Annotated in this window: 22 protein-coding genes and 1 other annotated feature; of the genes, 8 read left to right on the forward strand and 14 right to left on the reverse strand. The window is 40.7% G+C overall.

Features of this window, described 5'->3' with window-relative positions:
* Nucleotides 1-135 precede the first annotated feature (135 nt).
* From MKY17_RS21680 to MKY17_RS21695, 4 genes are all read right to left on the reverse strand, one after another.
* Nucleotides 136-1338: a hypothetical protein gene (locus MKY17_RS21680; protein WP_339200644.1), complete on the reverse strand. Its 1203-nt coding sequence runs from the start codon at nucleotides 1336-1338 to the stop codon at nucleotides 136-138.
* A gap of 148 nt (nucleotides 1339-1486) precedes the next feature.
* Nucleotides 1487-2143, reverse strand: a complete 657-nt coding sequence (locus MKY17_RS21685; RefSeq protein WP_339200645.1) for a phosphatase PAP2 family protein — start codon at nucleotides 2141-2143, stop codon at nucleotides 1487-1489.
* A 229-nt stretch (nucleotides 2144-2372) separates the two neighbouring features.
* Nucleotides 2373-3722 carry an amino acid permease gene (locus MKY17_RS21690; RefSeq protein WP_339200647.1) on the reverse strand — a complete coding sequence of 450 codons (1350 nt, stop codon included), beginning with the start codon at nucleotides 3720-3722 and terminating at the stop codon, nucleotides 2373-2375.
* 59 nt (nucleotides 3723-3781) lie between these two features.
* Nucleotides 3782-4018: a binding site (T-box leader), on the reverse strand.
* A 323-nt stretch (nucleotides 4019-4341) separates the two neighbouring features.
* A complete protein-coding gene (locus MKY17_RS21695) occupies nucleotides 4342-4566 on the reverse strand; it encodes a hypothetical protein (RefSeq protein ID WP_339200648.1) in 225 nt (74 codons plus the stop codon).
* 204 nt (nucleotides 4567-4770) lie between these two features.
* Between MKY17_RS21695 and MKY17_RS21700 the strand changes: the two genes are divergently transcribed.
* Nucleotides 4771-5934, forward strand: coding sequence for an MFS transporter (locus MKY17_RS21700; protein ID WP_098373724.1), 1164 nt, complete (start codon nucleotides 4771-4773; stop codon nucleotides 5932-5934).
* Nucleotides 5935-5994: 60 nt separating this feature from the next.
* Here the strand turns inward: MKY17_RS21700 and MKY17_RS21705 are convergent, their stop codons facing one another.
* From MKY17_RS21705 to MKY17_RS21740, 8 genes are all read right to left on the reverse strand, one after another.
* Nucleotides 5995-6294 (reverse strand): hypothetical protein, encoded by a 300-nt coding sequence (locus tag MKY17_RS21705; protein ID WP_260397925.1) that lies wholly within the window; start codon nucleotides 6292-6294, stop codon nucleotides 5995-5997.
* A gap of 127 nt (nucleotides 6295-6421) precedes the next feature.
* Nucleotides 6422-7063, reverse strand: coding sequence for a response regulator transcription factor (locus MKY17_RS21710; protein WP_098373725.1), 642 nt, complete (start codon nucleotides 7061-7063; stop codon nucleotides 6422-6424).
* Nucleotides 7056-8102: a sensor histidine kinase gene (locus MKY17_RS21715; protein WP_098373726.1), complete on the reverse strand. Its 1047-nt coding sequence runs from the start codon at nucleotides 8100-8102 to the stop codon at nucleotides 7056-7058. Before MKY17_RS21715 ends, MKY17_RS21710 begins: the two co-directional genes overlap by 8 nt.
* Complete coding sequence (gene liaF / locus MKY17_RS21720; protein WP_098373727.1) at nucleotides 8099-8845, reverse strand: cell wall-active antibiotics response protein LiaF; 747 nt, start codon at nucleotides 8843-8845, stop codon at nucleotides 8099-8101. The genes MKY17_RS21715 and liaF overlap by 4 nt, the downstream gene beginning before the upstream one ends.
* A 157-nt stretch (nucleotides 8846-9002) precedes the next feature.
* Entirely contained in the window at nucleotides 9003-9638 is a 636-nt protein-coding gene (locus MKY17_RS21725) for a PspA/IM30 family protein (protein WP_098373728.1), read from the reverse strand.
* A 19-nt stretch (nucleotides 9639-9657) separates the two neighbouring features.
* Entirely contained in the window at nucleotides 9658-10005 is a 348-nt protein-coding gene (locus MKY17_RS21730) for a flagellar basal body rod protein (RefSeq protein ID WP_098373729.1), read from the reverse strand.
* A 685-nt stretch (nucleotides 10006-10690) separates the two neighbouring features.
* The gene (locus tag MKY17_RS21735) at nucleotides 10691-11026 is read right to left on the reverse strand and encodes a hypothetical protein (protein WP_098373730.1); all 336 of its coding nucleotides are present in this window, start codon (nucleotides 11024-11026) and stop codon (nucleotides 10691-10693) included.
* The gene (locus tag MKY17_RS21740) at nucleotides 11026-11640 is read right to left on the reverse strand and encodes a TetR/AcrR family transcriptional regulator (protein WP_098373731.1); all 615 of its coding nucleotides are present in this window, start codon (nucleotides 11638-11640) and stop codon (nucleotides 11026-11028) included. Before MKY17_RS21740 ends, MKY17_RS21735 begins: the two co-directional genes overlap by 1 nt.
* Before the next feature lie 173 nt (nucleotides 11641-11813).
* Here MKY17_RS21740 and kynU point away from each other — a divergent pair, with 173 nt between their 5' ends.
* From kynU to MKY17_RS21770, 6 genes are all read left to right on the forward strand, one after another.
* A complete protein-coding gene (kynU, locus tag MKY17_RS21745; RefSeq protein ID WP_098373732.1) occupies nucleotides 11814-13091 on the forward strand; it encodes a kynureninase in 1278 nt (425 codons plus the stop codon).
* Nucleotides 13092-13180: 89 nt separating this feature from the next.
* Nucleotides 13181-14602 carry an amino acid permease gene (locus MKY17_RS21750; protein WP_339200653.1) on the forward strand — a complete coding sequence of 474 codons (1422 nt, stop codon included), beginning with the start codon at nucleotides 13181-13183 and terminating at the stop codon, nucleotides 14600-14602.
* A gap of 58 nt (nucleotides 14603-14660) precedes the next feature.
* Nucleotides 14661-15506: a tryptophan 2,3-dioxygenase gene (gene kynA / locus MKY17_RS21755; RefSeq protein ID WP_098373747.1), complete on the forward strand. Its 846-nt coding sequence runs from the start codon at nucleotides 14661-14663 to the stop codon at nucleotides 15504-15506.
* Nucleotides 15507-15546: 40 nt separating this feature from the next.
* Entirely contained in the window at nucleotides 15547-16173 is a 627-nt protein-coding gene (gene kynB, locus MKY17_RS21760) for an arylformamidase (protein ID WP_098373734.1), read from the forward strand.
* 163 nt (nucleotides 16174-16336) lie between these two features.
* Nucleotides 16337-16969, forward strand: coding sequence for a LysE family translocator (locus tag MKY17_RS21765; RefSeq protein WP_098373735.1), 633 nt, complete (start codon nucleotides 16337-16339; stop codon nucleotides 16967-16969).
* A 155-nt stretch (nucleotides 16970-17124) separates the two neighbouring features.
* Nucleotides 17125-17460 carry a hypothetical protein gene (locus tag MKY17_RS21770; RefSeq protein ID WP_098373736.1) on the forward strand — a complete coding sequence of 112 codons (336 nt, stop codon included), beginning with the start codon at nucleotides 17125-17127 and terminating at the stop codon, nucleotides 17458-17460.
* A gap of 114 nt (nucleotides 17461-17574) precedes the next feature.
* Here the strand turns inward: MKY17_RS21770 and MKY17_RS21775 are convergent, their stop codons facing one another.
* Together MKY17_RS21775 and MKY17_RS21780 are read right to left on the reverse strand one after the other, a co-directional pair.
* A complete protein-coding gene (locus tag MKY17_RS21775) occupies nucleotides 17575-18426 on the reverse strand; it encodes an MBL fold metallo-hydrolase (protein ID WP_098373737.1) in 852 nt (283 codons plus the stop codon).
* A gap of 132 nt (nucleotides 18427-18558) precedes the next feature.
* The gene (locus MKY17_RS21780) at nucleotides 18559-19986 is read right to left on the reverse strand and encodes a phospholipase D family protein (protein WP_098373738.1); all 1428 of its coding nucleotides are present in this window, start codon (nucleotides 19984-19986) and stop codon (nucleotides 18559-18561) included.
* Nucleotides 19987-20198: 212 nt separating this feature from the next.
* Here MKY17_RS21780 and MKY17_RS21785 point away from each other — a divergent pair, with 212 nt between their 5' ends.
* Nucleotides 20199-20645: a hypothetical protein gene (locus tag MKY17_RS21785; RefSeq protein WP_098373739.1), complete on the forward strand. Its 447-nt coding sequence runs from the start codon at nucleotides 20199-20201 to the stop codon at nucleotides 20643-20645.
* Nucleotides 20646-20653 lie beyond the last annotated feature (8 nt).

Genomic DNA, 20653 nt, shown 5'->3' on the forward strand with positions numbered 1-20653 from the left:
AAAGCATCGGACTTCCTGTATGGGAGGTTCAATGCTTTTTTTTATGGGATGTCGGTATCAAATTTATGTTAGCAGACACCCCCAAAACGGGGTATTGATCTCCATGCTTCATTTTAAGCACCGATGTAATTCATTTTAAATAAGTACATGCCAGATATTTTCTTGTTTCTTATATCTTCCCTTTATTTCTCCAACATCATCAATTGTAAGCGAATCAATGTTTTCAATGGGTGCTTTCCCTAATATCAGGTGTAATTTATTTATGTTTTTAATTCCATTGCCAACATGGGCAATAACAGGTTGTTGAATAAGAAAATCTTGGTTGTTCATTCTTACATTTATAAAGCTCTTATGTAAAAGTTTATCTTCTAATGGGATGATATTCATCGGGTCAAAGGATTCAGCAGTTATTTCCCCTTCAATATATAGATGAATTCCTGCTTGTTCATTAAACTCTTCAAATGCTTTTATTCTCTTTTCTATGGCAAAATTAACGACTTCCTCTGTTTCAGAACTTATCTTCACATCAGCTATTGAATCTTCCATATAGTCACCGGTATGCTGTTTTAATAGGTCATATAATGTTTCTTCTCTATCAAAAAAACTTTCCATCCAGCCTGGTGAAAGCTCCTCAAGTAACAAACACATAAACAAACCGGAACTATAACAACTACTTCTAATACTAGAAGTAGATTCATATTTGTTTTTTAGTTGTTGTGCATACTTTTTTAAAACTGAATGGTAATCAAGCGGGCCTTTTTCGGAGTAAGCCCTTAATTCGACATACCACGCAGGTCCCTCAATGGTTTCAATCAATTTTTCATATGTTAGGTACTCTTCAACTTTAGCTGCTCTTTTTTCCCTTAGTGCAATGAAAGCATTAAGGCATTGTTTCTTCTTAATTATGTTATTTTCCAACAACGCATGATAAAGATTTGTTCTTTCCTGATTTCGCAATTCCACATTTTCTTTTGACAACGGATATGTGATTCCCATCATTTCATCAGGAAACCGTTTTTCATCTTTAATATACTGATAGCCGTGAAATAATTCGTGAACCACTATTGAATACAAATCTTCATAATCCTCATACGAATCCATATTAACAATTGCAGTGGGATATTCTTCATACAAAATAATTGTGTCGCCAGTAAACTGTACATCCCACTTTAAAGTATGATATGCACAATGTGGATTGTTACTGAATTTGGGATGATTGAATAGATAAACATTTCTCTTATCATATAATGCATAAGCAACAAGTTCAAAACCCGACCAATAATTTTCCAACTTCGCTTTAACCAAGTCTTCAGCAATTCGATTAAGATGATGTGGCATTCTTTTCCTCCCGCCATTGTTTCAATTCGACTAAAAAAATAATATCATATATAATTTAACATAAATATCCAAATTTTTAATATACAAAAAACCACTGTAACTTATCAGCTCATGGGAGCTAATATTCTTACAGTGGCTTAACTGTGATTCATTTTTTAATTTGCCTTGCTGCGTAATGATTGGCCTGATAAGCCGATAGGGCTTGGAACATATACTGGACAGATGCATATACCCCACATGCAAGAAGTATCCCTGCTAGTACATCCAATACAGCATGCTGTTTCGTAAATAGTGTGGAAAGGATAATCAGAGTTCCGAATGCAGTGACACTTGCATACTCCCATTTGTGCTGTTCTTTCCGCTTATGGGCGACGATCATCATGATGAATGTAGTCAGTACATGAATGCTGGGAAGACAGTTGACAGGTTGATCATGACTATAGACGATTCTCATTAAATGGGCAAAGATATCGTTGCCCACCACTTCTGGACGCGGGACTGTCGATTGCCAAAGGCAATATACAAGAAAACAGAGTAGTTTCCCCGATACCAAACTGCCTAATCCTACGAAATAGTGCTTTCGGTCAACAAAACAGTAGTAAATCAGCAAGCCATAAATATACGGATACCAAAGTAAATAAGGAACGACAAATTCTTTAATAAAGGGAATCTCCCTATCTATTATAGTCGTAACATCGACAGCATGACCTGAAGATTGATTGATGATTGAATAGATGGAACTAGTAATCACCAAAAGTAATAAATAATATAACGGGTGAAAGGATAGTATGGAATTGTTTTTCATAGCTCGCTCCGGCTTTCAATATATTGGTTTTTTTCCAAAGATTATTATACAACATTTTTCACTAGATTAACTCTTTAATTGCTAAAGTTAATGATTCCCATGAACTAGTAAAATGGATATCTCTTACTTTTCACCAGACCAAGAATACATAACGAAAGCCATGGCATGCTACCATGGCTTGAAACTGAAACTTCTATGCGAGAAGGCAAAAGCGATATCCACGCTTTCTCTAGATTTTGTTATGGCGTTTTTTCCATACATACGTCAATGATATGAAGATGTAGATGCAAAGTGTAATGATCGTAACGATTATGGATGTCGTGAAAATGATTCCGATCAGGATCGTTATTAAAGCGATGATCGCAGCCCAAGTCGTATACGGGAACCATTTTACCGAATAGGCACTTGTTTTTTGGGACTGTTGTTTACGTGATTTCAAATGGGCGAAAGCTATGATCAACCAGATGAATAATACGGTATATCCCAGCGAACCCATTAGGAAATCGAAGGTCTTGCTTCCAGCAAATAAGGAAATCAGTACACCGCCATATAAAGCTGAAGTACACATTAATATTGCGGGAACAGGTACTTTCTTCTTGGATAAACGGGAAAAGATTTTCGGAATGCGACCATCCACGGCTTGTGTATACAGAACGCGGGATGAACCATACAACCCGGAGTTCATCGATGAAATGATCGCTAATAGAACAACGGCGTTCATAATATGGTCGGCACCAGGAATCCCAATCATTTGAAAGACCATTACAAACGGACTTTCCTGCACCCCGTTTACTTCGTTCCAAGGAATTAAGCTAACGATGATGAAAAAAGGAATGATATAGAAAGAAATGATCCTGATCAATGTACTGCGAACGGCTTTTGGAACCACTTTTTCAGGATTTTTCGTTTCAGCTAATGTGACCCCGATGATTTCCGTACCGCCATATGAATAGATTACCACCAGCATCGCCGTGATCAAACCTGTCGATCCATTCGGAAAGAAACCGCCATGCTCAGTCAAGTTAGAAAAACCGACGGCTGTATGATCACCAAAAGTAACGAGCAGCAACAATAATCCAGCCATGATGAACACAATGATGACGGTTATTTTAATTAAAGCAAGCCAGTACTCCGTTTCAGCAAAAACCTTAACCGACAGTAAGTTAACCGCAGTAACTAAAACCGAAACAGCTAATGCCAGTATCCAGATTGGATATCCCGGCAGCCAATATTGAAGGAAAATCGCCGCAACCACTGATTCGGCCGCGATATTCAATACCCACATTTTCCAATAGATCCAATCCAGGAAATAGGCAGGATACTTTCCTAAAATCGATTGGACCAAATCCCTGAATGTTCGTGCACCGCTATTGCGGACCGCCATTTCAGCTAAACCTTGCATGATGAATAATAGGATGATGCCCCCTATCAAGTACGCAATGATTACGGAAGGGCCTGCCATATCAATGGCTGAACTGCTTCCTTTAAATAAACCTGCCCCGATGGCACCGCCTAATGCCATCATCGTAATATGCCTTGAAGTCATTGTCCTCTGTAAATTCCGTTTGTCCGTCTCCATATCCTTACCTCCCAAAAATCAAAAAAAGCATATCGTCTCTTCCTTCATAATCAAATGAAGAAAGAGACGATATGCCTTAAGCTTACCGCGGTACCACTCTTATTGGCTCTTTTCTAGAACCCTGCTTTAAAAACCTTGTAACGAAGGTCAATCGTTAAAACAAAAGAATGGATAATTCCTATCTTTCGCTTTACCACTCCCAGGCAAGTTCAAAGTATCATTGGACTGCGTTGCACCAACCCGCAGCTCTCTTTACCGAATAATGTGCTTTTACTACTCCTGATCATTGCGTTTCAAAAATTAAATTATATCTGAATATTTTTAATAATATCCAATACTATACGGACTCGAAGTAAATTTGTCAATAACTTTCTTAGGATAATATTTTAAAAGAAACAAATCATCGGAAAATGTGTTGAGCCAGCCATATGTAATTCGTGAAATACTATTTAGAATAAAATTGATGCAAGTACTTTACCCATATCTGTAATTAAGTTCAATAAGAAATGAATCATACGTCGCCTTCCCCATCAAAGCAAAACCGTTGCTTTTTCATCATTAACCCCCGCTGGAATAACCAACAATTAACACAAGCCCAGGCTCTCCTTAACTTTTAAAACTAAATCCCTAACCATGATGCAGCCACCATCAGGACACCAACGACAATCACAATAACCGGTCCTACAACAATTAATCCAAATAGCAATGAGACTACTGCGTCCATGAAGGTTCGAAATAGTCCTGCTTTTCCCCTTTTATTCTGCTGCGTTATTAAGTCTTCAAGATGACCGACTTTTTGCTTCAGTTCCTGCAACTCTTGAATCACTTTTGTGTCTTGATCCATTAAATATCACCCTCTCTAATTAACAATAAGTGTTAATTCTATCAATAACATCCATTTTTTAAAAGTGAAATATAACCTCGAAACCAACTCTATCATTCTATTTTCATCCATAAAAATTAAAACTATTTTTTCAAATTCTGTCATCAATGTTACAATAACAAGGTTGAAATCAATCTATAGAACACGTGAGGTATCATATTTTTTATGAAAGCAATACGATTATTAAAGGGTTTTAACTTTTTATATTTTGGACTGCTTGCCATTTTCATTCCGTTTCTCCCAGTCTATCTGGCTGATCAAGGTTTGCGTCCAGCCCAAATCGGGTTCATCATCGGTACAGGAGGTTTTGTCACCCTCATCACCCAGCCTTTATGGGGAATGATCAGCGACAAAACAAGGACGATACGAAAAGTTCTGTTGTTACTCATCTTTTTCTCGAGCGTAATCGGTTATTTCCTCTATGATTCAAGCAGTTATCTTCAGCTCATCCTGTTTGCCATGCTGCTATATTTCTTTCTGATGCCGATCGATCCCCTGACGGAAAGCCTTAACTTTACGATGGCAGAGAAATCCGGGATCAGTTATGGTTCCATTCGGACATATGGTGCATTGGGTTATGCGGTCATATCGCTGATCACCGGCTATGTTATGTCATATTTCGGAGCGAACAGCCTGGCCTTTCTTTTTGCGGGCATAGGATTGATCAGTTTCATTATCAGCTGGATGATGCCTGATGCACCCGTTTCGGGAAAACCAGTCACCTTAAGCAGCCTGAAGCATTTTTTCAGCAATAAAGAGACGCTTCTCTTTCTGTTATTAGTCTTTATCTGTGCTGTTCCAGCAAGGATGAACGATACTTTCCTCGGAGTGTATATCCGGGAACTTGGAGGAAGTGCCAAGCTTGTAGGCTTGACCTGGTTCTTAGCGGCGGGAAGTGAAATCGTTGTGTTCGCACTAAGCTTTTGGTGGCTTCGCAAGGGTAAGGAAATCATCATCATTTCTTTTGCAGCGGCGTTTTTCTTTATCCGTTATTTCATCTCTGCGTGGATTACCGATCCACAACTATTAGCTTATTTGCAAGTCATGCAGATATTGACTTTCCCGATTTTCTACTCGGCGGCCATCCAATATCTGTATCGGATCGTTCCGGTGGAATGGCGTGCCACAGGCCAGACCGTACTGGCGCTGCTATTCTTCGGGGTTTCGGGAATCATTGCTTCTTATATAGGCGGAGCCATATATGGGGCTTACGGCGGCAAGACCCTTTACCTGTTCATCTCCTCCATCTCCTTTATAGGAATGGTATTTGCCCTGGTTCTTTATCGGATTTACGGCAAGAGGCTCGATACCGCAGAGGAAGCCGTATAATCAAAAAAATCGTATAAAAAAGAGCATGTTTTGATCAAAACATGCTCTTTTTGCATTCCGTTAGCGAAATAAAGGGGCAACCGTTAACATTAGCACAGAGAAGCAAAGCAGTATAGTAGTTGTCCTGCTTGAGAGTTTTACTTGTCCGTCATTTTTATAGAACCCTGAAAATTGAAGCCGGTTTTTATAGAGTACATAAAGTAATGGGAAAATTGCCATACCAACAATCCATCCGCCTGCGGTATTCTCTACGGTTATACCAAAAATCGCATAGATTGAATTAATGATGAACCCCATTATCATTCCAATAACGAAAATAATGGTGATTATACGAAATAATTCTAAGATAACTCTTAACATCATTTCACCTGCCTTTTTCCCGTGACCATAAAAAAAAGGCTGCAATCAGCAACCTTGAATGAACTTTACAGGATGGGATATTTATCTAAATATAGCAAACTTTCCTCTATTGGTAAATAGACGCTCTTTACTGCTCTTCTTGAACGAGCGAATGTTTAAATGCGTAAATCACTGCTTGCGTGCGGTCCTGTACGGCAAGCTTACTTAATATATTGCTGACATGCACTTTGGCTGTTTTCAGGGCTATGTATAGTTCATCCGCAATTTCCTGATTCGTTTTCCCTTGTGTCATCAGCAGCAAAATTTCCATTTCTCGGTTTGTCAATTGATCATGAAGCTGGGTAATCTTTGGGCGACGTAACTTCTCCATCATTTTTCCCGTCACTTCAGGTTCAAGTACGCTTTGTCCCTGGAAAGTGGAACGGACGGCTCTCGCAATCTCGCTGGCCTTTGATGTTTTCAACATATAGCTCGTCGCTCCGGCTTCCAATGCCGGGTACACTTTTTCATCATCCAGGAAGCTTGTCACAATGATGATCTTTGCTTCAGGCCATTTTTCGATAATTCGTTTCGTCGCTTCTATGCCGTCCATTTCCGGCATCACTAAATCCATCAAAATGATATCCGGACGCAATTCCAATGCCAGTTCGACAGCTTTCAAGCCATTGTCCGCTTCCCCGATCACTTCGATATCCGGCTGTGCAGATAAATAAGCCGATACCCCTATCCTTACCATTTCATGGTCATCGACAAATAATACTTTAATCATCATGATCACCTCCAGCATTTAATAATGGGATTTTCACTTCAAGTTTCGTTCCTTTATTCGGAACGCTTACAAGTTGCATCGTCCCGCCTAATTCAACAGCCCGTTCATGCATGTTTTGCAGACCATATGATCCCGTTTTTGACTCCTCGACGTTAAAGCCGATGCCGTCATCCGTTATCCTTAAAATGATCAGCCCATCACGAACGATCAATAGCACTTCAAGCGAGCTCGCTTTTGCATGTCTCAGTGTATTGGAAATCGATTCTTGTAAAATCCGAAACAGATGGTCCTCAATCCCCTTATCCAGAGTGACGGGCTCCATCTTCCAATTTATATCCATCGTCACTTTTTGGGCCAATTCCAAAAGAAGCTCCTTCATTCCTTCATGTAAAGATTTTCCCTTTAATGCAACAGGCCTCAAGTGAAGCAATAACGCCCTCATCTCAAGCTGGGATTGATGGATCATTTCTTCCACTACCTTGAATTGTTTCATTTCCGTTTTTTCCATATCGGATTGTGACTCGGTGATGGCCGACATGAACATCGAAGCGGCAAACAATTGCTGGCTCACTGAATCATGCAGTTCCCGCGCCAAACGGTTTCGTTCCTGGGAAACGATTTCCTGAATCTGTTTCTCCTGATCAATGGCCTTTTCATTCGCCATTTTTTGTGATAATTTTGTCTGCTCATTGATTTGCTTATGGATTAGATGCATCCTTTCCACCATTTTAGCCATCTCTTGGACCGGATACGTCTCCTGTTGCGAAGGTAAGCGGCCCTGTTCAAGTAAGTACAGCCCTTCATCCACCCTTTCCAGCTGCCTCTTCCAAAACATTCCCGAAACGACTCCATAAATCAGCCCTACCGTCATGACCAGACTTGGCAGGAATATGACGAAGGGTAAGCCCATGACCACTTTCTCCCACAATAAGCTCCAGTCGGATAAAGGAAAGATGAAGAAAACCGCCGCCGGCAAGGCAAGGGAAAGAACGAAAGCAACTCCAAGGGCAGTCAATATCTGCCGTGTCAGTATACTCATATCCGCTTCACCTCTAAATCCCCAACTAAGATTGAAGTGATGATATGAACCTTTTGATCCGTTTCATTGAACCCTTCCGTTTGGTAGGAATAAATTTGATTAAAGACCCTGGATTCAGGCTTATTTTCAAAAATCCTCGCTCTGCCTGCAATGACAGAATGATGGACCCTGATTTCGATGCCATATGGTACGAGAACAGTGATATTGCCAATGATATTCCTGATGGAAATGACAGCGTCGCCTTTCGGTAAAATCGTTTTGCTTAAATCGATAACCGTATCACCGACCCCGCCCTGAACATTCACGGAATTCCATTCATATACTTGCTCGGCCGTCTGTTGATGACCGAAAAACTTATTTTTAAAAAGGTAGTCGGTTTTCAGCAATTGTTCCTTATTGATCTTTTCTTCGTCCGAATCATCATTGATTAAAATGGGACTGACCCAATCAGGATTCTTTTTGGACTGATAATATAAAAACAAAAGATAAATGAGGATCGCCATTAGGAAAAATTTAAAGACGAACATATTCAAGACATTGATGATAAGCGAAATCAACCCTATAAAAAATAGGATTTTCCCGATTGTCCGTTTTGTGAATTTCCTGCCTAAATAGATGCATCCTATTGAAAAAGCGAAGGAAAAAAGGAGACCTCCACCCTTAAATGCAATCTCTAAAAAAATCAGGACGACTCCGATGAGAAGTATCCATCCCATATAGTCCGTCTTCATCTTGTTCAACATCGGTTCGCCTCCCCTTTATATGATCACGATATTCTTAAAAGGCACAGGAACCCGTGCCTTTTAAGAATACCATGAAATTATCATTTTCTGACAGCCCGTTTTCCCCCGCCCTCCATTCCAAAAGGTCAGGGGATAACAGCGATGCCTTAAAAAAACTTTACGCTTCTTTCTGTTCCAATTCTTTTTCAAGCTGGACAATCCTGGCATCGATCGTATGCCGATTATAATCAGTATGGACCTGGTGCTCGATGCGATCAATATAATGCTCCATTTCTTCAAACATCGCTACCGGTTTGGCTTCGGATCTGCCCCCATCCAAAACCCGATTGATCCGGTTGTTTGCCCGGGCAATATTTTCCCTGCCCATCAGCTCCAGACGCTTTAGATGCATATCCTTCAGCTTATGCTTCATTTCTTCATATTTCCGCTCCAGTTCAGCCAACTGAACCTCTGCACTTTTATGCGCCTCCTTCAAACTTAGCGCTCGCTCTTCATAGTGCAGGCTTTCCTTTACAGCAAACTCCATTAAATCCGTTTCTCCCGACTGCTTGGCAATCTCAGCCTGATGCTTACGTTTTTCAGCCAGATTTTGCGCTTGATTATATTCACGCGTAAACTCTTCTTTCAAAAGATATTGACGTTCAAGCAGCTTACCGACCTTTTCCGCCTCCTGCTCACATTGACGCAAATATTGATTTAACATTCCAATTGGATTTTTTTGCTCCTTTTTATCCAACAAGTCGTGAAAATCCGCTGAAATCGTTTGTTTCATTCTTGAAAATAAATTACCCATTCCAATTACATCCCTTCTATTAGTTCTTATTCAACTCTTTCCACTCTCTTTCAAAATTTGAGAATGGGTCATTTTCTTTCGATGATGCACTTTCATCATTTTCATTCCATTTTTTATAGACTAGGTAAAGAACATAAGCTGCCACCAATCCCAATATTGCCGGGATATGAGAAATAGAAATGATCAGCACGATAATGGAGACGGACCCCCATGCAATCTTGGCCCCTGTCGATTCGGACTTCATGAACTGCTTGAATCCAAAGTATAGGATCGCCAAGCAAATCGCCAGGCTGATCAATGGACCAACATTCGCCAGTAAAAAAAATAAGGCGATCAGTCCTACAATAAATAAACCAAATTTCTTCATTGTTTTCGTCCTCCTTTCCTTGTTTATATCTTATCTACTTTTACAACTTCGTATAATGAGCCTTAGCTATATTTTCTAGTAAGACTTAAGGCGTAGACGCTGTAAGTCCCACGCTAATGAGGGCGTTTTGATCGTGTGTTTGAGTGCTTTACTCGTGAGTTTTGGCGTTTACTCGTGAATTCTGCCGGCTTACTCGTGAGTTTGGTCGGTTTACTCGTGAGTTTGGGCATTTACTCGTGAATTCTGCACCTTTACTCTGAGTTTGGGTGGTTTACTCGTGAATTCTGCGCCTTTACTCGTGAGTTTGGGTGGTTTACTTGTGAGTTTGGGTGGTTTACTCGTGAATTCTGCGGTTTTACTCGTGAGTTTAGGTGGTTTACTCGTGAATTCTGCGCCTTTACTCGTGAGTTTGGCGTTTACTCGTGGGTTCTGCTGGTTTACTCGTGAATTTTGCGGTTTTACTCGTGAGTTTGGTCGGTTTACTCGTGAATTCCGCCGGTTTACTCGTGAGTTTGGCGTTTACTCGTGGGTTCTGCTGGTTTACTTGTGAGTTTGGGTGGTTTACTCGTGAATTCTGCCGGCTTACTCGTGAGTTTGGGTGGTTTACTCGTGAGTTTGGTCGGTTTACTCGTGAATTCCGCCGGTTTACTCGTGAATTTGGCGTTTACTCGTGAATTCTGCGCCTTTACTCGTGAATTTGGCGTTTACTCGTGAATTCTGCCGGTTTACTCGTGAGTTTGGGTGGTTTACTCGTGAATTCTGCGCCTTTACTCGTGAGTTTGGGTGGTTTACTCGTGAATTCTGCGCCTTTACTCGTGAATTTTGCGGTTTTACTCGTGAGTTTGGGCGGTTTACTCGTGAATTCTGCCGGTTTACTCGTGAATTCCGCCGGTTTACTCGTGAATTCCGCCGGTTTACTCGTGAGTTTAGTGTTTTTGTTATGAATGCTTAATGCTGTAAAGCCTTGAATATAAAAAAATCTTCCGATATAACCGGAAGATTGGTGAACTGCTATTATCATTACAAATACAAGCCTTCGACGTAAACTGAGGTGATGGTTTGAGCAATTTCTTCGACAGAACTTTGATGTTCGTTTCGGACAATTTCCCATAGATACATTTCATTTGTGAAAAACCACCCTCTTGCCACTAGCTCATGGTTTAGTTCAGCTCTTGCCAGCCCATTTTGCTGTGCATAGTCGACGTCCTTTGAAATTCGCTGAATGAACTTCATGCGGATCGCTTTCCATTTATCTGAAATAATGGTTGAGATCCCAATGGCCTGTTCGAAAACTTGCATCATATTGCGTTCAGCTTCTGCCATTTTCAAAAAATCATTAGCTTGTCTGTTTATGATATGTTTTGCTTCGTCTTTTGATTTTGGAAAGAAAGAGGTCTCGGCAATTTCATAAAATTGCTCCATTACATTTTCCATTAATACAATTAACAGATCCTCTTTTCCTTTAAAATGAACATAGGCCGTTCCGTATCCGATGTTTGCCCTTTTGATCATTTGGGAAATAAGCGCAGCTTGATAACCTTCTTCAAGAAATGTTTCCTTTGCAGCTTCTAATAACTTTTGCCGTGTCATGATCGAGCGTAAATGCCGTTTATCCCCTACTTTGCCATTCTCCATGCTTATTCCTCCCCTTATCTTCTAGCATAAAGGATTTCCATAAAATAAAAAACATTTGTTGGAAAGTTCGATTCAATGTTTATAATTTTCTGAATTAACTTATTGACATGATGTCATATTCTTTGGTACGATTCTCCTAGAATTATTTAGAATACTAATATAGGAGGATGATTATGGTTTCTGAATACACATTGGATCACGCTAAACAAATGGATGAGAAAGATACACTTAAAGGTTTTCGAGAAGAGTTTTATTTAAAGCCGGATTCCATCTATATGGATGGAAATTCATTGGGGCTTCTTTCGAAGAGGGCTGAACGTACTCTTTTGGAATCTTTGGAAGATTGGAAGGAACATGGGATTGATGGATGGACGCAAGGGAATCACCCATGGTTTTTCATGGCTGAGAAATTGGGTGCGAAGATGGCCCCATTGGTCGGAGCTTCTCCCGAGGAAGTTATCGTAACCGGCTCCACAACTGTAAATCTGCATCAGCTTGTTGCCACTTTTTATAAGCCTGAAGGTACGCGCACAAAAATTTTAGCAGATGAATTAACCTTTCCGACTGATATTTATGCTCTTCAAAGTCAACTGCGTACACATGGATACGACCCGGAAACCGATCTCATCCGCGTCAAAAGCTCGGATGGCAGATTTCTTGAAGAGGATGACATCATCGAAGCAATGACAGATGACATCGCATTGATCATCTTGCCAACAGTCCTGTATCGCAGCGGTCAAATATTGGATATGAAACGATTAACTGCTGAAGCTCATAAAAGAGGAATAGTAATCGGATTTGACGGATGTCATTCTATCGGTGCCATTCCGCATTCATTCAGCGAATGGGATGTGGATTTTGCTTATTGGTGCAATTATAAACATTTAAATGGCGGTCCTGGCGGTGTTGGCGGTTTATATGTAAATCGAAAACATTTTGGAACGATGCCTGGATTGGCTGGATGGTTCGGCTCCAAAAAAGATAAACAATTCGATATGGAACATACGTTAACACCAGCTGAATCAGCAGGCGCGTATCAAATTGGAACGCCGCATGTGTTAAGTTGCGCACCTTTGATTGGGTCTTTGGACATTTTTATTGAAGCGGGAATCGAGAATATTCGCGAAAAATCCCTGAAAATCAATCAATATTTAATGGATTTAGTCGAATCCGAATTGGCAGGCATGGGGTTTTTCATTGGAACTCCTAGAGAAGACATACGCCGTGGAGGCCATGTAAGCCTTGAGCATAAAGAAGCTGCACGGATATGCAAGGCATTGAAAGAGAACGGTGTCATTCCCGATTTCCGAGCACCTAACATCATTCGTCTCGCTCCGGTTGCACTATATACTTCCTACGCAGAAGTTTGGGAAGTTGTACAAATACTCAAGAAAATCATGTCAGAAAAACAATATGAAAAATTCAAGAACGAGCGTGAAGTGGTCGCATAACATGGGATTCGGCCAGATGGGGCTCATCCCTCAAATGGTTAGTTAATTTGGGCAGGATAAAATCTTTTTTGAAAAAAAGGGGATGAACTATGGAGAACAAAAATACTCAATTGAACTTTAAAGATGAGCCAGAAAAAGGATTAAAACGTGAGCTGGAAACAAATCAGCTTTCAATGATCGCAATGGGCTGTGCCATCGGGACAGGGCTATTCCTTGGCAGCGGGCTTGCCATTCAAGCGGCAGGGCCAAGTGTATTGCTCAGCTATGCACTCGGGGCGTTCATTGTTTTACTGTTGATGGGCTGTTTAGCCGAAATGACGGTTGCCCATCCCACTTCAGGATCTTTTGGGGCCATTGCTGAAAAGTACATGACTCCGATGGCTGGCTATCTTGTCCGCTATTCTTATTGGATTGCCAATGTTTTGGCTGTTGGGGTTGAGGTAAGTGCAGTCAGCGTGTATATGAAGTATTGGTTTCCGACCGTGCCGGGAATCGTATGGATTTTGGTGTTTGCAGGTGCCCTGATTTATGTAAATGCTACTAGCGTGAATACATTCGCTACATTTGAGTATTGGTTCTCCTTCATTAAAATAAGTGCCATTGTTGGTTTTATCCTTCTTGGATCCTATGTACTATTCGGTTCATCCGATCAGCCGCATATAGGACCTGAGAACTTTGTAAATGAAGGCGGTTTTTTCCCATTTGGCGGGTGGGGAATGTGGGTAGCCGTATTTATTTCTTTATTCAGCTTTCTTGGAACCGAAATGATAGCGGTTACATCAGGAGAAGCAAAAGATCCGGATGCAGCTGTTCCAAAAGCATTAAAAGCGACCGTGTTCCGTTTATCCACCTTCTATGTGTTGACAATCGGCATCATGTTGATGATCGTTCCGTGGAAAACGGCTGGGATCGAGGAAAGTCCATTCGTCAAAGTAATGGAAATCTTGAACATTCCTGGTGCATCCGGGATCATGAACTTTATTATTTTAACGGCTGCATTATCTGCCATGAATGCCCAGCTCTATGCTTCAACACGTATGATGTTTTCATTGGCTCGCGGTAAACATGCACCTAGCTTTTTAGGAAAGCTAAACAAAAGGGGCGTTCCGGGAAAAGCACTTGCTGTCTCTACTACCGGGATTTTCATTGCGGCAGGCGTTCATGCGTTACTTCCTGGTTCATCCTATGCATTCATGATGGGGATCTCCATGTTCGGTGCCATGTTCACATGGCTCATGATCTTCATTTCCCATTTGTTTTTCAGGGTTAAATGGGAGAAAACCGGCGGACGCAAATTACCGGTAAGGATGATCGGTTTTCCATATTTAACGATACTGGGAGCCGTTCTTCTATTCAGCTTAATGATTACAACATGGTTTACAGATTTCAAGATCATGCTTCAATTCGGGATACCTTGGTTACTATTTTTAACTGTTGCTTATTTTGTTTCAAAAAGAAGAAATATTAACCATAATGTAATGGAAGAATCCCTGGAAAAGAAGATAGAATAGAATGACGGAATAAATAGTTTTTCATATGGAAAAGTGAGGAGATTGCGGAATGAAGAATATGGATAACAATGAACAAACAATAACTGGTCTAGAGAAAGAAATTCAAACCGATTTTCAAAAATCGATGTCTTACGGAGATTATCTCCACCTTGATAAGATTTTAACTAGTCAACATAGGTGTTCCGATCATCATGATGAAATGCTATTCATCATTATCCATCAAGCGAGTGAGCTATGGATGAAGCTCATTTTACATGAGTTGACAGCAGCAACTGAGTCCATCCGCCAAAACAAGTTGGAACCTTCGTTTAAAATGCTGTCGCGCGTTTCGAGGATCCAGCAGCAATTGATCCAGTCATGGAATGTCCTTTCAACTTTGACGCCGGCTGAATACATGGAGTTCAGGGATAAACTGGGACAATCTTCCGGATTCCAATCTTATCAGAATCGTTTGATTGAATTTGCATTAGGAAACAAAAATGTCCATACGCTATCTGTCTATCAGCACCAAACGGATTTATACGAGCAAATGCAGCAGGCCCTTCATGAGCCAAGTATTTATGACGCGGCGATCAATGCACTTGTGGCGCGCGGATTACCTATTGATCAAGAAGCCCTCAGCAGGGATTGGTCACAAAGATATGAACCAAATGCCAGTGTAGAAGAGGCGTGGCTGACAGTTTACCGCGATGTTGAGCAATATTGGGACTTATATGAACTGGGCGAGAAGTTAGTGGACATCGGCCATCAACAGCAATTATGGCGTTTTAATCATATGACCACGGTGGAAAGAATTATTGGTAATAAACAAGGTACTGGCGGATCATCAGGTGTAACGTATTTAAAAAGAGCACTGGATCAACACTTTTTCCCAGAACTATGGAGTCTAAGAACGAAGCTATAAGATATTCAAGAAACAGCCAGAAGAGATGGAGGTAAGGTGCATGGGGACATGGATTGATATTTCACAACGTCTGGATGAAAACGTTGCAGTTTGGCCTGGAGATACACCTTTCTCATACAAAGTCAATTGGAGTAAAGAAGAAAGTGGATCTGTCAATGTAGGTCAAATCAATATGAGTATCCACACCGGTACCCATATTGATGCTCCTTTTCATTTTGATGACGATGGAAAAAGAGTGATTGATTTGGATCTCGATTTATATATGGGAAGTGCCCGAGTCATCCATTTACCTAACAAGACAAGCATCGGTGTCAATGAATTATCCAGTATAGACCTGCAAGGCGTTACACGTCTGTTAATTCGGACGGATGCATGGATGAATCGGAGTGTGTTTCCACAAACCATTCCTCATATCCAACCAGAATTAGCGGCATATCTTTCAGAACACGGCGTTCGTCTTATTGGTCTTGACTTACCATCAGTAGATCCACTGGATAGTAAAGAACTGTCTGCACATCATGAACTTGCCGGTCATGGAATTCACATTTTGGAAGGTCTTGTACTAGACGGTATAGGACCGGGTAATTATGAGTTGGCCGCCCTCCCTCTTCCATTAGTTGAAGCAGATGGAAGTCCGGTACGTGCTGTGTTGAAAAAGTTACCCTAACATATAACAGTAAAAAACGAGCCAGATCAAAAAATGATTTGGCTTGTTTTTTTTATTGCCTCCTTTCTATTGAGGTAATCATTAACTATCAAATTTTTTCCCTAAACCAAGTACATCTATGTTATAATTTTCAGAATTCATCACCAAGAGTGGAGGTCCGAATATGGAAAACTTTTATTTCTTCATCATCATGTGTATCCTTCTCATCATCTTACCTGGTCCAGATACAGCAATAGCCACAAGGAACACCGTTACCGTGGGAACGTCGGGAGGTTTTAAAACGATGTTCGGCACATGTTGTGCCCTGCTTATTCATACATCAGCTGCCGTGTTCGGACTTTCAGCAATCATTGTGAAATCCGCTTTACTATTTTCCATCTTCAAATATGTCGGTGCCGTTTACTTGGTATATATAGGCTTCAAGACCCTATGGGGATTAAGGAATAAGCAAGTGGCCGCAGCGGCGGAAACGTCCGTCAAAAGTAAGTACGAAAACCAGTCTTGCTTTAAACAAGGGTTCCTTACCAACCTGCTGAACCCTAAAGTAGCCGTCTTCTTTTTAACGTTCCTGCCTCAGTTCGTGAATCCGGGAAATGATACGTTTTTACCGTTCCTGATCATGGGCATAACGTATACCGTGTTAACTGCGTTGTGGTTTGTATTTTATATCTATCTGTTGAACCAGATCAGTGCTTTTATGAAAAAGCCTAGAACCCAAGCGATTTTCGAGGGTATAACCGGTACGGTCTTGATTGGTTTCGGGATTAAGCTAGCTCTGGAAAAAGCTCATAATTAATTTGAACTGCACCCTATCGTTAGACAACTTCTAACAATTGGAGGTGCAGTTTTTTTATATTTTGGTTCTGATAAAGGTGTAGCGATTTAAGTACTAGCTGAGTTATGATACAATAAAAAACCATAATTTGGTTTTTTATACAAGGAGAAAATGACATGCCAACTATTGAAGTTAGGAAGACAAAGAATATCGGTTTAGGTTCACTTTCTTTTGCGCTATGTTTAATCGGAATATTGTTTACCATTCAATTCGGCGGTAACCCTTGCATTGGAGATAATATTTTAAATACTATCGGACTTAGCGCCTGGTCAAATGGAGATTCAGGTATTCATTATACAATGTTCTATTCGGCTATATTTTTCATCCCCTCCTTTATCATTGGTCATATTCATCCCGATGATAGAGGAGCAAAAGCAGGGAAAATTATCTCAGGTTTCCTATCCATTCTTATTGTTTCAGTACTGTTAACGATTATTATCGATTTATTGTAGGACTGTTGCGGAAAAAGGGCAAATTAAAGGGTATGAGCTCCATAATATCGAACTCATACCCACCCAAACCTTTATAATAAAGTGTTTAACTTTTTGTGTTCTTCAGTGCTTAAATCACTCAACATACCCATTCACGAAAAAGCCAATCGTCTCGAGCTCGTCCTCCGTTAAATCCCGCTTTAATTCTTCAGCCAGTTCCTGCTCCATTAAATCTCGGTTTCCGTGATGTTCGACCACGGTTCTGGCACATTCTTTCATTAGCTTAAGCTCCGCCTCCATCTCCTGTCTCGTGCAAGGCCGAGCATGATGGGAGAGGATATATGTTTCGGCATCATAGGCTTCAATTTTCTTAATGAGCAGCGACGCCTGATCAGCCGTATAATTCCATTTTTCAGCATAAAGATTGGCATAAAGGCAGTCTCCCATAAATAGTGTTTTTTCCTCTTGTACATAAATGATGCAGGAATCTTTGGCATGGTCGCCGCCAACATGTTCAATGATACAGGTTATATTGCCGAGATCGATCGTCATCGTTTTTTTAAAGATGATATCAGGCAGGGGGAAGGTAATCTCTCTATTCGTCCCATGTTCCAATTTGATTGCATCGGCGCAAAAGGGAATCTCCGTCCCTTCTTCGACCCGTTGATCAAGGGCTTGATCTTCCCATGAAAGCTGCTGCATATCTTTAATGTTTGTGTATGTTTTTTCCTGACAAATCACTGGAATCTTGATATTCTCCAGCCCGAATACATGGTCCCAGTGTGAATGGGTAAGAACGAGGAAATTCCCGCTTATATCATTCCGAAGCAATTCGTCCTTAAAGAGCTGTGCATGCCGGACAGAGTTACCGGCATCGATGATGAGAGTTTTCTTGTTTCCCGTAACGGCGGCAAGTACCGGGCGATCCGTTTCCTGAACTGGCGGCAGGTAGGCAATATGTTTCGATAGGTGCTGTAGTGTTTGCATGTTTCTGTTCTCCTTACGATAGTTGTGATTAGCTTGCTCAAGTATAGCAAATTACACATGCATTCATAAGATAAACTCCGCGAAAGGCTAAAAAGACAACAATTACTCAGATTGCTGTCTTTTCGTCATCATTTAAATGAACCTATTCAAATATACCGTAATTTTCGAGAGGGCATTTATAAAGGTGGCTTTAACAAAAGACTCTTCCTTTTTCTGATCTTCAGGTAGTTCTATATATTTTTTATTGTCAGCAACGAGTGTACTATTCGAGATTTTCGACTCGATGGCTCCTGTCAACTGCGCTGCAAATGCTTCACTATCGATGACCACCATCGATTCTGTATTTAAAAAGGCAGATCGAGAATCCAAATTGTAGGAACCCACTGCACTTAATCGTTGATCATAGACAACCGATTTACCATGCAAAGAATAAGGCTTTGAATATTCATAAAGCCTTGCCCCCGTCTCAACGATACTATCCCTAAGCTCTAAGTATCCGGAAAAAGCGATCACATTCGGGGTTGATGCCGTCGAGTTGGTAAGTATCGTCCAATCAGCCTTTGAATCCATCTTCTTCGGTACATATTCCTTTAAGGCATCCGCAGGAACAATATAGGGACTTTGGATAAATACCGATTGATTGGCATTCGCCGCAATATCCAATAGAGATCTCCACACAAAAGGGTATTTATTGAAACGTTCGATTGGATTATGAATGAAGGACACTTTTTTAGTAGGTGTTGTAGCCTTGCTCCAATCGACGGCTGGATTAACGAAATCGGCTTCAGTTTGTAAAGCTAAGCTGTATTGTTTCACCAATGCATCTCTTTCACGTTTCCCTTTTTCCGTTTGCCTTTTCGAAAGGTCTGAAAAGACATCGCTCGTATACGGATGGTTCCATAATTCATTCAAATATTCCTTCATTTCAACGATTACACTATCTTTTTCCTCTTTAGCATTGAAAATGAGTACATCCCTGTCATAGACAAAATCCCTCGGCGGCTTGCTGGCTAAATACTTATCGGCGATATTTCTCCCTCCGATGATGCCCAACTTTCCATCTACAGTGATGATTTTGTCATGAAGGCGATTATGCCAGGTCCACGGCTTAAATGGCTTAACGGTTTCGTAATATCTTAATTCAATGTTTTCATGCGAAGCCAATGCATAACGGGCACTGCTTAATTGACCTCTGAGTCCATGAGATATTCCATCCAAAAGAATTCGGACTTTGACACCTCTGTCGGCCGCTTCGATCAAGGCTCCAATAATAAGTTCGGTTGATTTGCCTTTTCCAAAAGCATAGTAGGCAATATCGATTGAATGCTGGGCTTCCTGGATCATTCGCATTCGAGCGAGTCCCGACTCATAACCGTCTTCGAGAAGCAGGACACGATCCACGGTGGATTCCTTCTCACCCATATATGCACCCACATGTTTAATCGGTCTATTTTCTTCTTTTTCTGCTTTTGGGAAAAGAAACACTGCCGTCACCACTACATAAAGGAAATATAATAGAAGAACGAGCAGAAATCCTATTATTACCGTTTTTACAGTCATTGAGCACTCCCCCCTTCAAGCGATATTTTATTACTATTCGTAATATGCAAAGACTCTATTCATCATCTGCATGCTTGATAATTCTGACTAGTTAGCGAGCGATGCCACAAACCCACTTAGCTTGATTCTTGGTGCACTTTTTTTCTTTTTAAATGTGACAAAGTGGTGAACACGAAAGCAGTTGCATAATATGATATAGAAGGAGGGATTTCATGCTTAAACAACCTGATAGAATAAGTATCTTCAATTATTGTTTTGCATTAGGGGTGTCAGAAGTTTTCTTTTTATCCAGCTTTTATCTTTCCATTCTTGACGTTTCATTATTTGCGCTCGCTTTACCATTTTCCGCTTTATTTCTCATGTTCTCCTTGTACCTATTCCTTCGAACGCACAAAACAGTAAAGACCTTACCCAACCAAGAGGAACGAAGAAGGGAAATTTATGCATTCTATCATCAATCTTTCGGGATTTTCGCGATCATTTTTTCCACTTTACTTTTAGTTGCTTTAGCCTTTATTCCCATGCTGGAAAACGGAGGGCACTTCTATCTTCTTTATTGTTTACCGATGGCCTTGCTTTGTATGATTCCTTCGATTGTATCTTATAAAGGAATGAAATTATTCAAACTGGAAGCCGGCGGGAAATTAACGAAAATCTAATTATTTAC

It is taken from the genome of Peribacillus sp. FSL P2-0133, assembly GCF_037975445.1.
In the GTDB taxonomy this organism is placed as follows: Bacteria; Bacillota; Bacilli; order Bacillales; family DSM-1321; genus Peribacillus; species Peribacillus simplex_E.

Excerpts from the sequence above, each read along its gene's own strand:
- MKY17_RS21725 (WP_098373728.1), bottom strand. The coding sequence starts at position 9,638 with ATGGGTAATTTATTTTCAAGAATGAAACAAACGATTTCAGCGGATTTT.
- kynU (WP_098373732.1), top strand. The coding sequence starts at position 11,814 with ATGGTTTCTGAATACACATTGGATCACGCTAAACAAATGGATGAGAAA.
- MKY17_RS21690 (WP_339200647.1), bottom strand. The coding sequence starts at position 3,722 with ATGGAGACGGACAAACGGAATTTACAGAGGACAATGACTTCAAGGCAT.
- kynB (WP_098373734.1), top strand. The coding sequence starts at position 15,547 with ATGGGGACATGGATTGATATTTCACAACGTCTGGATGAAAACGTTGCA.
- liaF (WP_098373727.1), bottom strand. The coding sequence starts at position 8,845 with ATGTTGAACAAGATGAAGACGGACTATATGGGATGGATACTTCTCATC.
- MKY17_RS21765 (WP_098373735.1), top strand. The coding sequence starts at position 16,337 with ATGGAAAACTTTTATTTCTTCATCATCATGTGTATCCTTCTCATCATC.
- kynA (WP_098373747.1), top strand. The coding sequence starts at position 14,661 with ATGGATAACAATGAACAAACAATAACTGGTCTAGAGAAAGAAATTCAA.
- MKY17_RS21695 (WP_339200648.1), bottom strand. The coding sequence starts at position 4,566 with ATGGATCAAGACACAAAAGTGATTCAAGAGTTGCAGGAACTGAAGCAA.
- MKY17_RS21770 (WP_098373736.1), top strand. The coding sequence starts at position 17,125 with ATGCCAACTATTGAAGTTAGGAAGACAAAGAATATCGGTTTAGGTTCA.
- MKY17_RS21700 (WP_098373724.1), top strand. The coding sequence starts at position 4,771 with ATGAAAGCAATACGATTATTAAAGGGTTTTAACTTTTTATATTTTGGA.
- MKY17_RS21730 (WP_098373729.1), bottom strand. The coding sequence starts at position 10,005 with ATGAAGAAATTTGGTTTATTTATTGTAGGACTGATCGCCTTATTTTTT.
- MKY17_RS21680 (WP_339200644.1), bottom strand. The coding sequence starts at position 1,338 with ATGCCACATCATCTTAATCGAATTGCTGAAGACTTGGTTAAAGCGAAG.
- MKY17_RS21685 (WP_339200645.1), bottom strand. The coding sequence starts at position 2,143 with ATGAAAAACAATTCCATACTATCCTTTCACCCGTTATATTATTTATTA.
- MKY17_RS21750 (WP_339200653.1), top strand. The coding sequence starts at position 13,181 with ATGGAGAACAAAAATACTCAATTGAACTTTAAAGATGAGCCAGAAAAA.
- MKY17_RS21715 (WP_098373726.1), bottom strand. The coding sequence starts at position 8,102 with ATGAGTATACTGACACGGCAGATATTGACTGCCCTTGGAGTTGCTTTC.
- MKY17_RS21710 (WP_098373725.1), bottom strand. The coding sequence starts at position 7,063 with ATGATTAAAGTATTATTTGTCGATGACCATGAAATGGTAAGGATAGGG.
- MKY17_RS21775 (WP_098373737.1), bottom strand. The coding sequence starts at position 18,426 with ATGCAAACACTACAGCACCTATCGAAACATATTGCCTACCTGCCGCCA.
- MKY17_RS21705 (WP_260397925.1), bottom strand. The coding sequence starts at position 6,294 with ATGTTAAGAGTTATCTTAGAATTATTTCGTATAATCACCATTATTTTC.
- MKY17_RS21735 (WP_098373730.1), bottom strand. The coding sequence starts at position 11,026 with ATGATAATAGCAGTTCACCAATCTTCCGGTTATATCGGAAGATTTTTT.
- MKY17_RS21780 (WP_098373738.1), bottom strand. The coding sequence starts at position 19,986 with ATGACTGTAAAAACGGTAATAATAGGATTTCTGCTCGTTCTTCTATTA.
- MKY17_RS21740 (WP_098373731.1), bottom strand. The coding sequence starts at position 11,640 with ATGGAGAATGGCAAAGTAGGGGATAAACGGCATTTACGCTCGATCATG.
- MKY17_RS21785 (WP_098373739.1), top strand. The coding sequence starts at position 20,199 with ATGCTTAAACAACCTGATAGAATAAGTATCTTCAATTATTGTTTTGCA.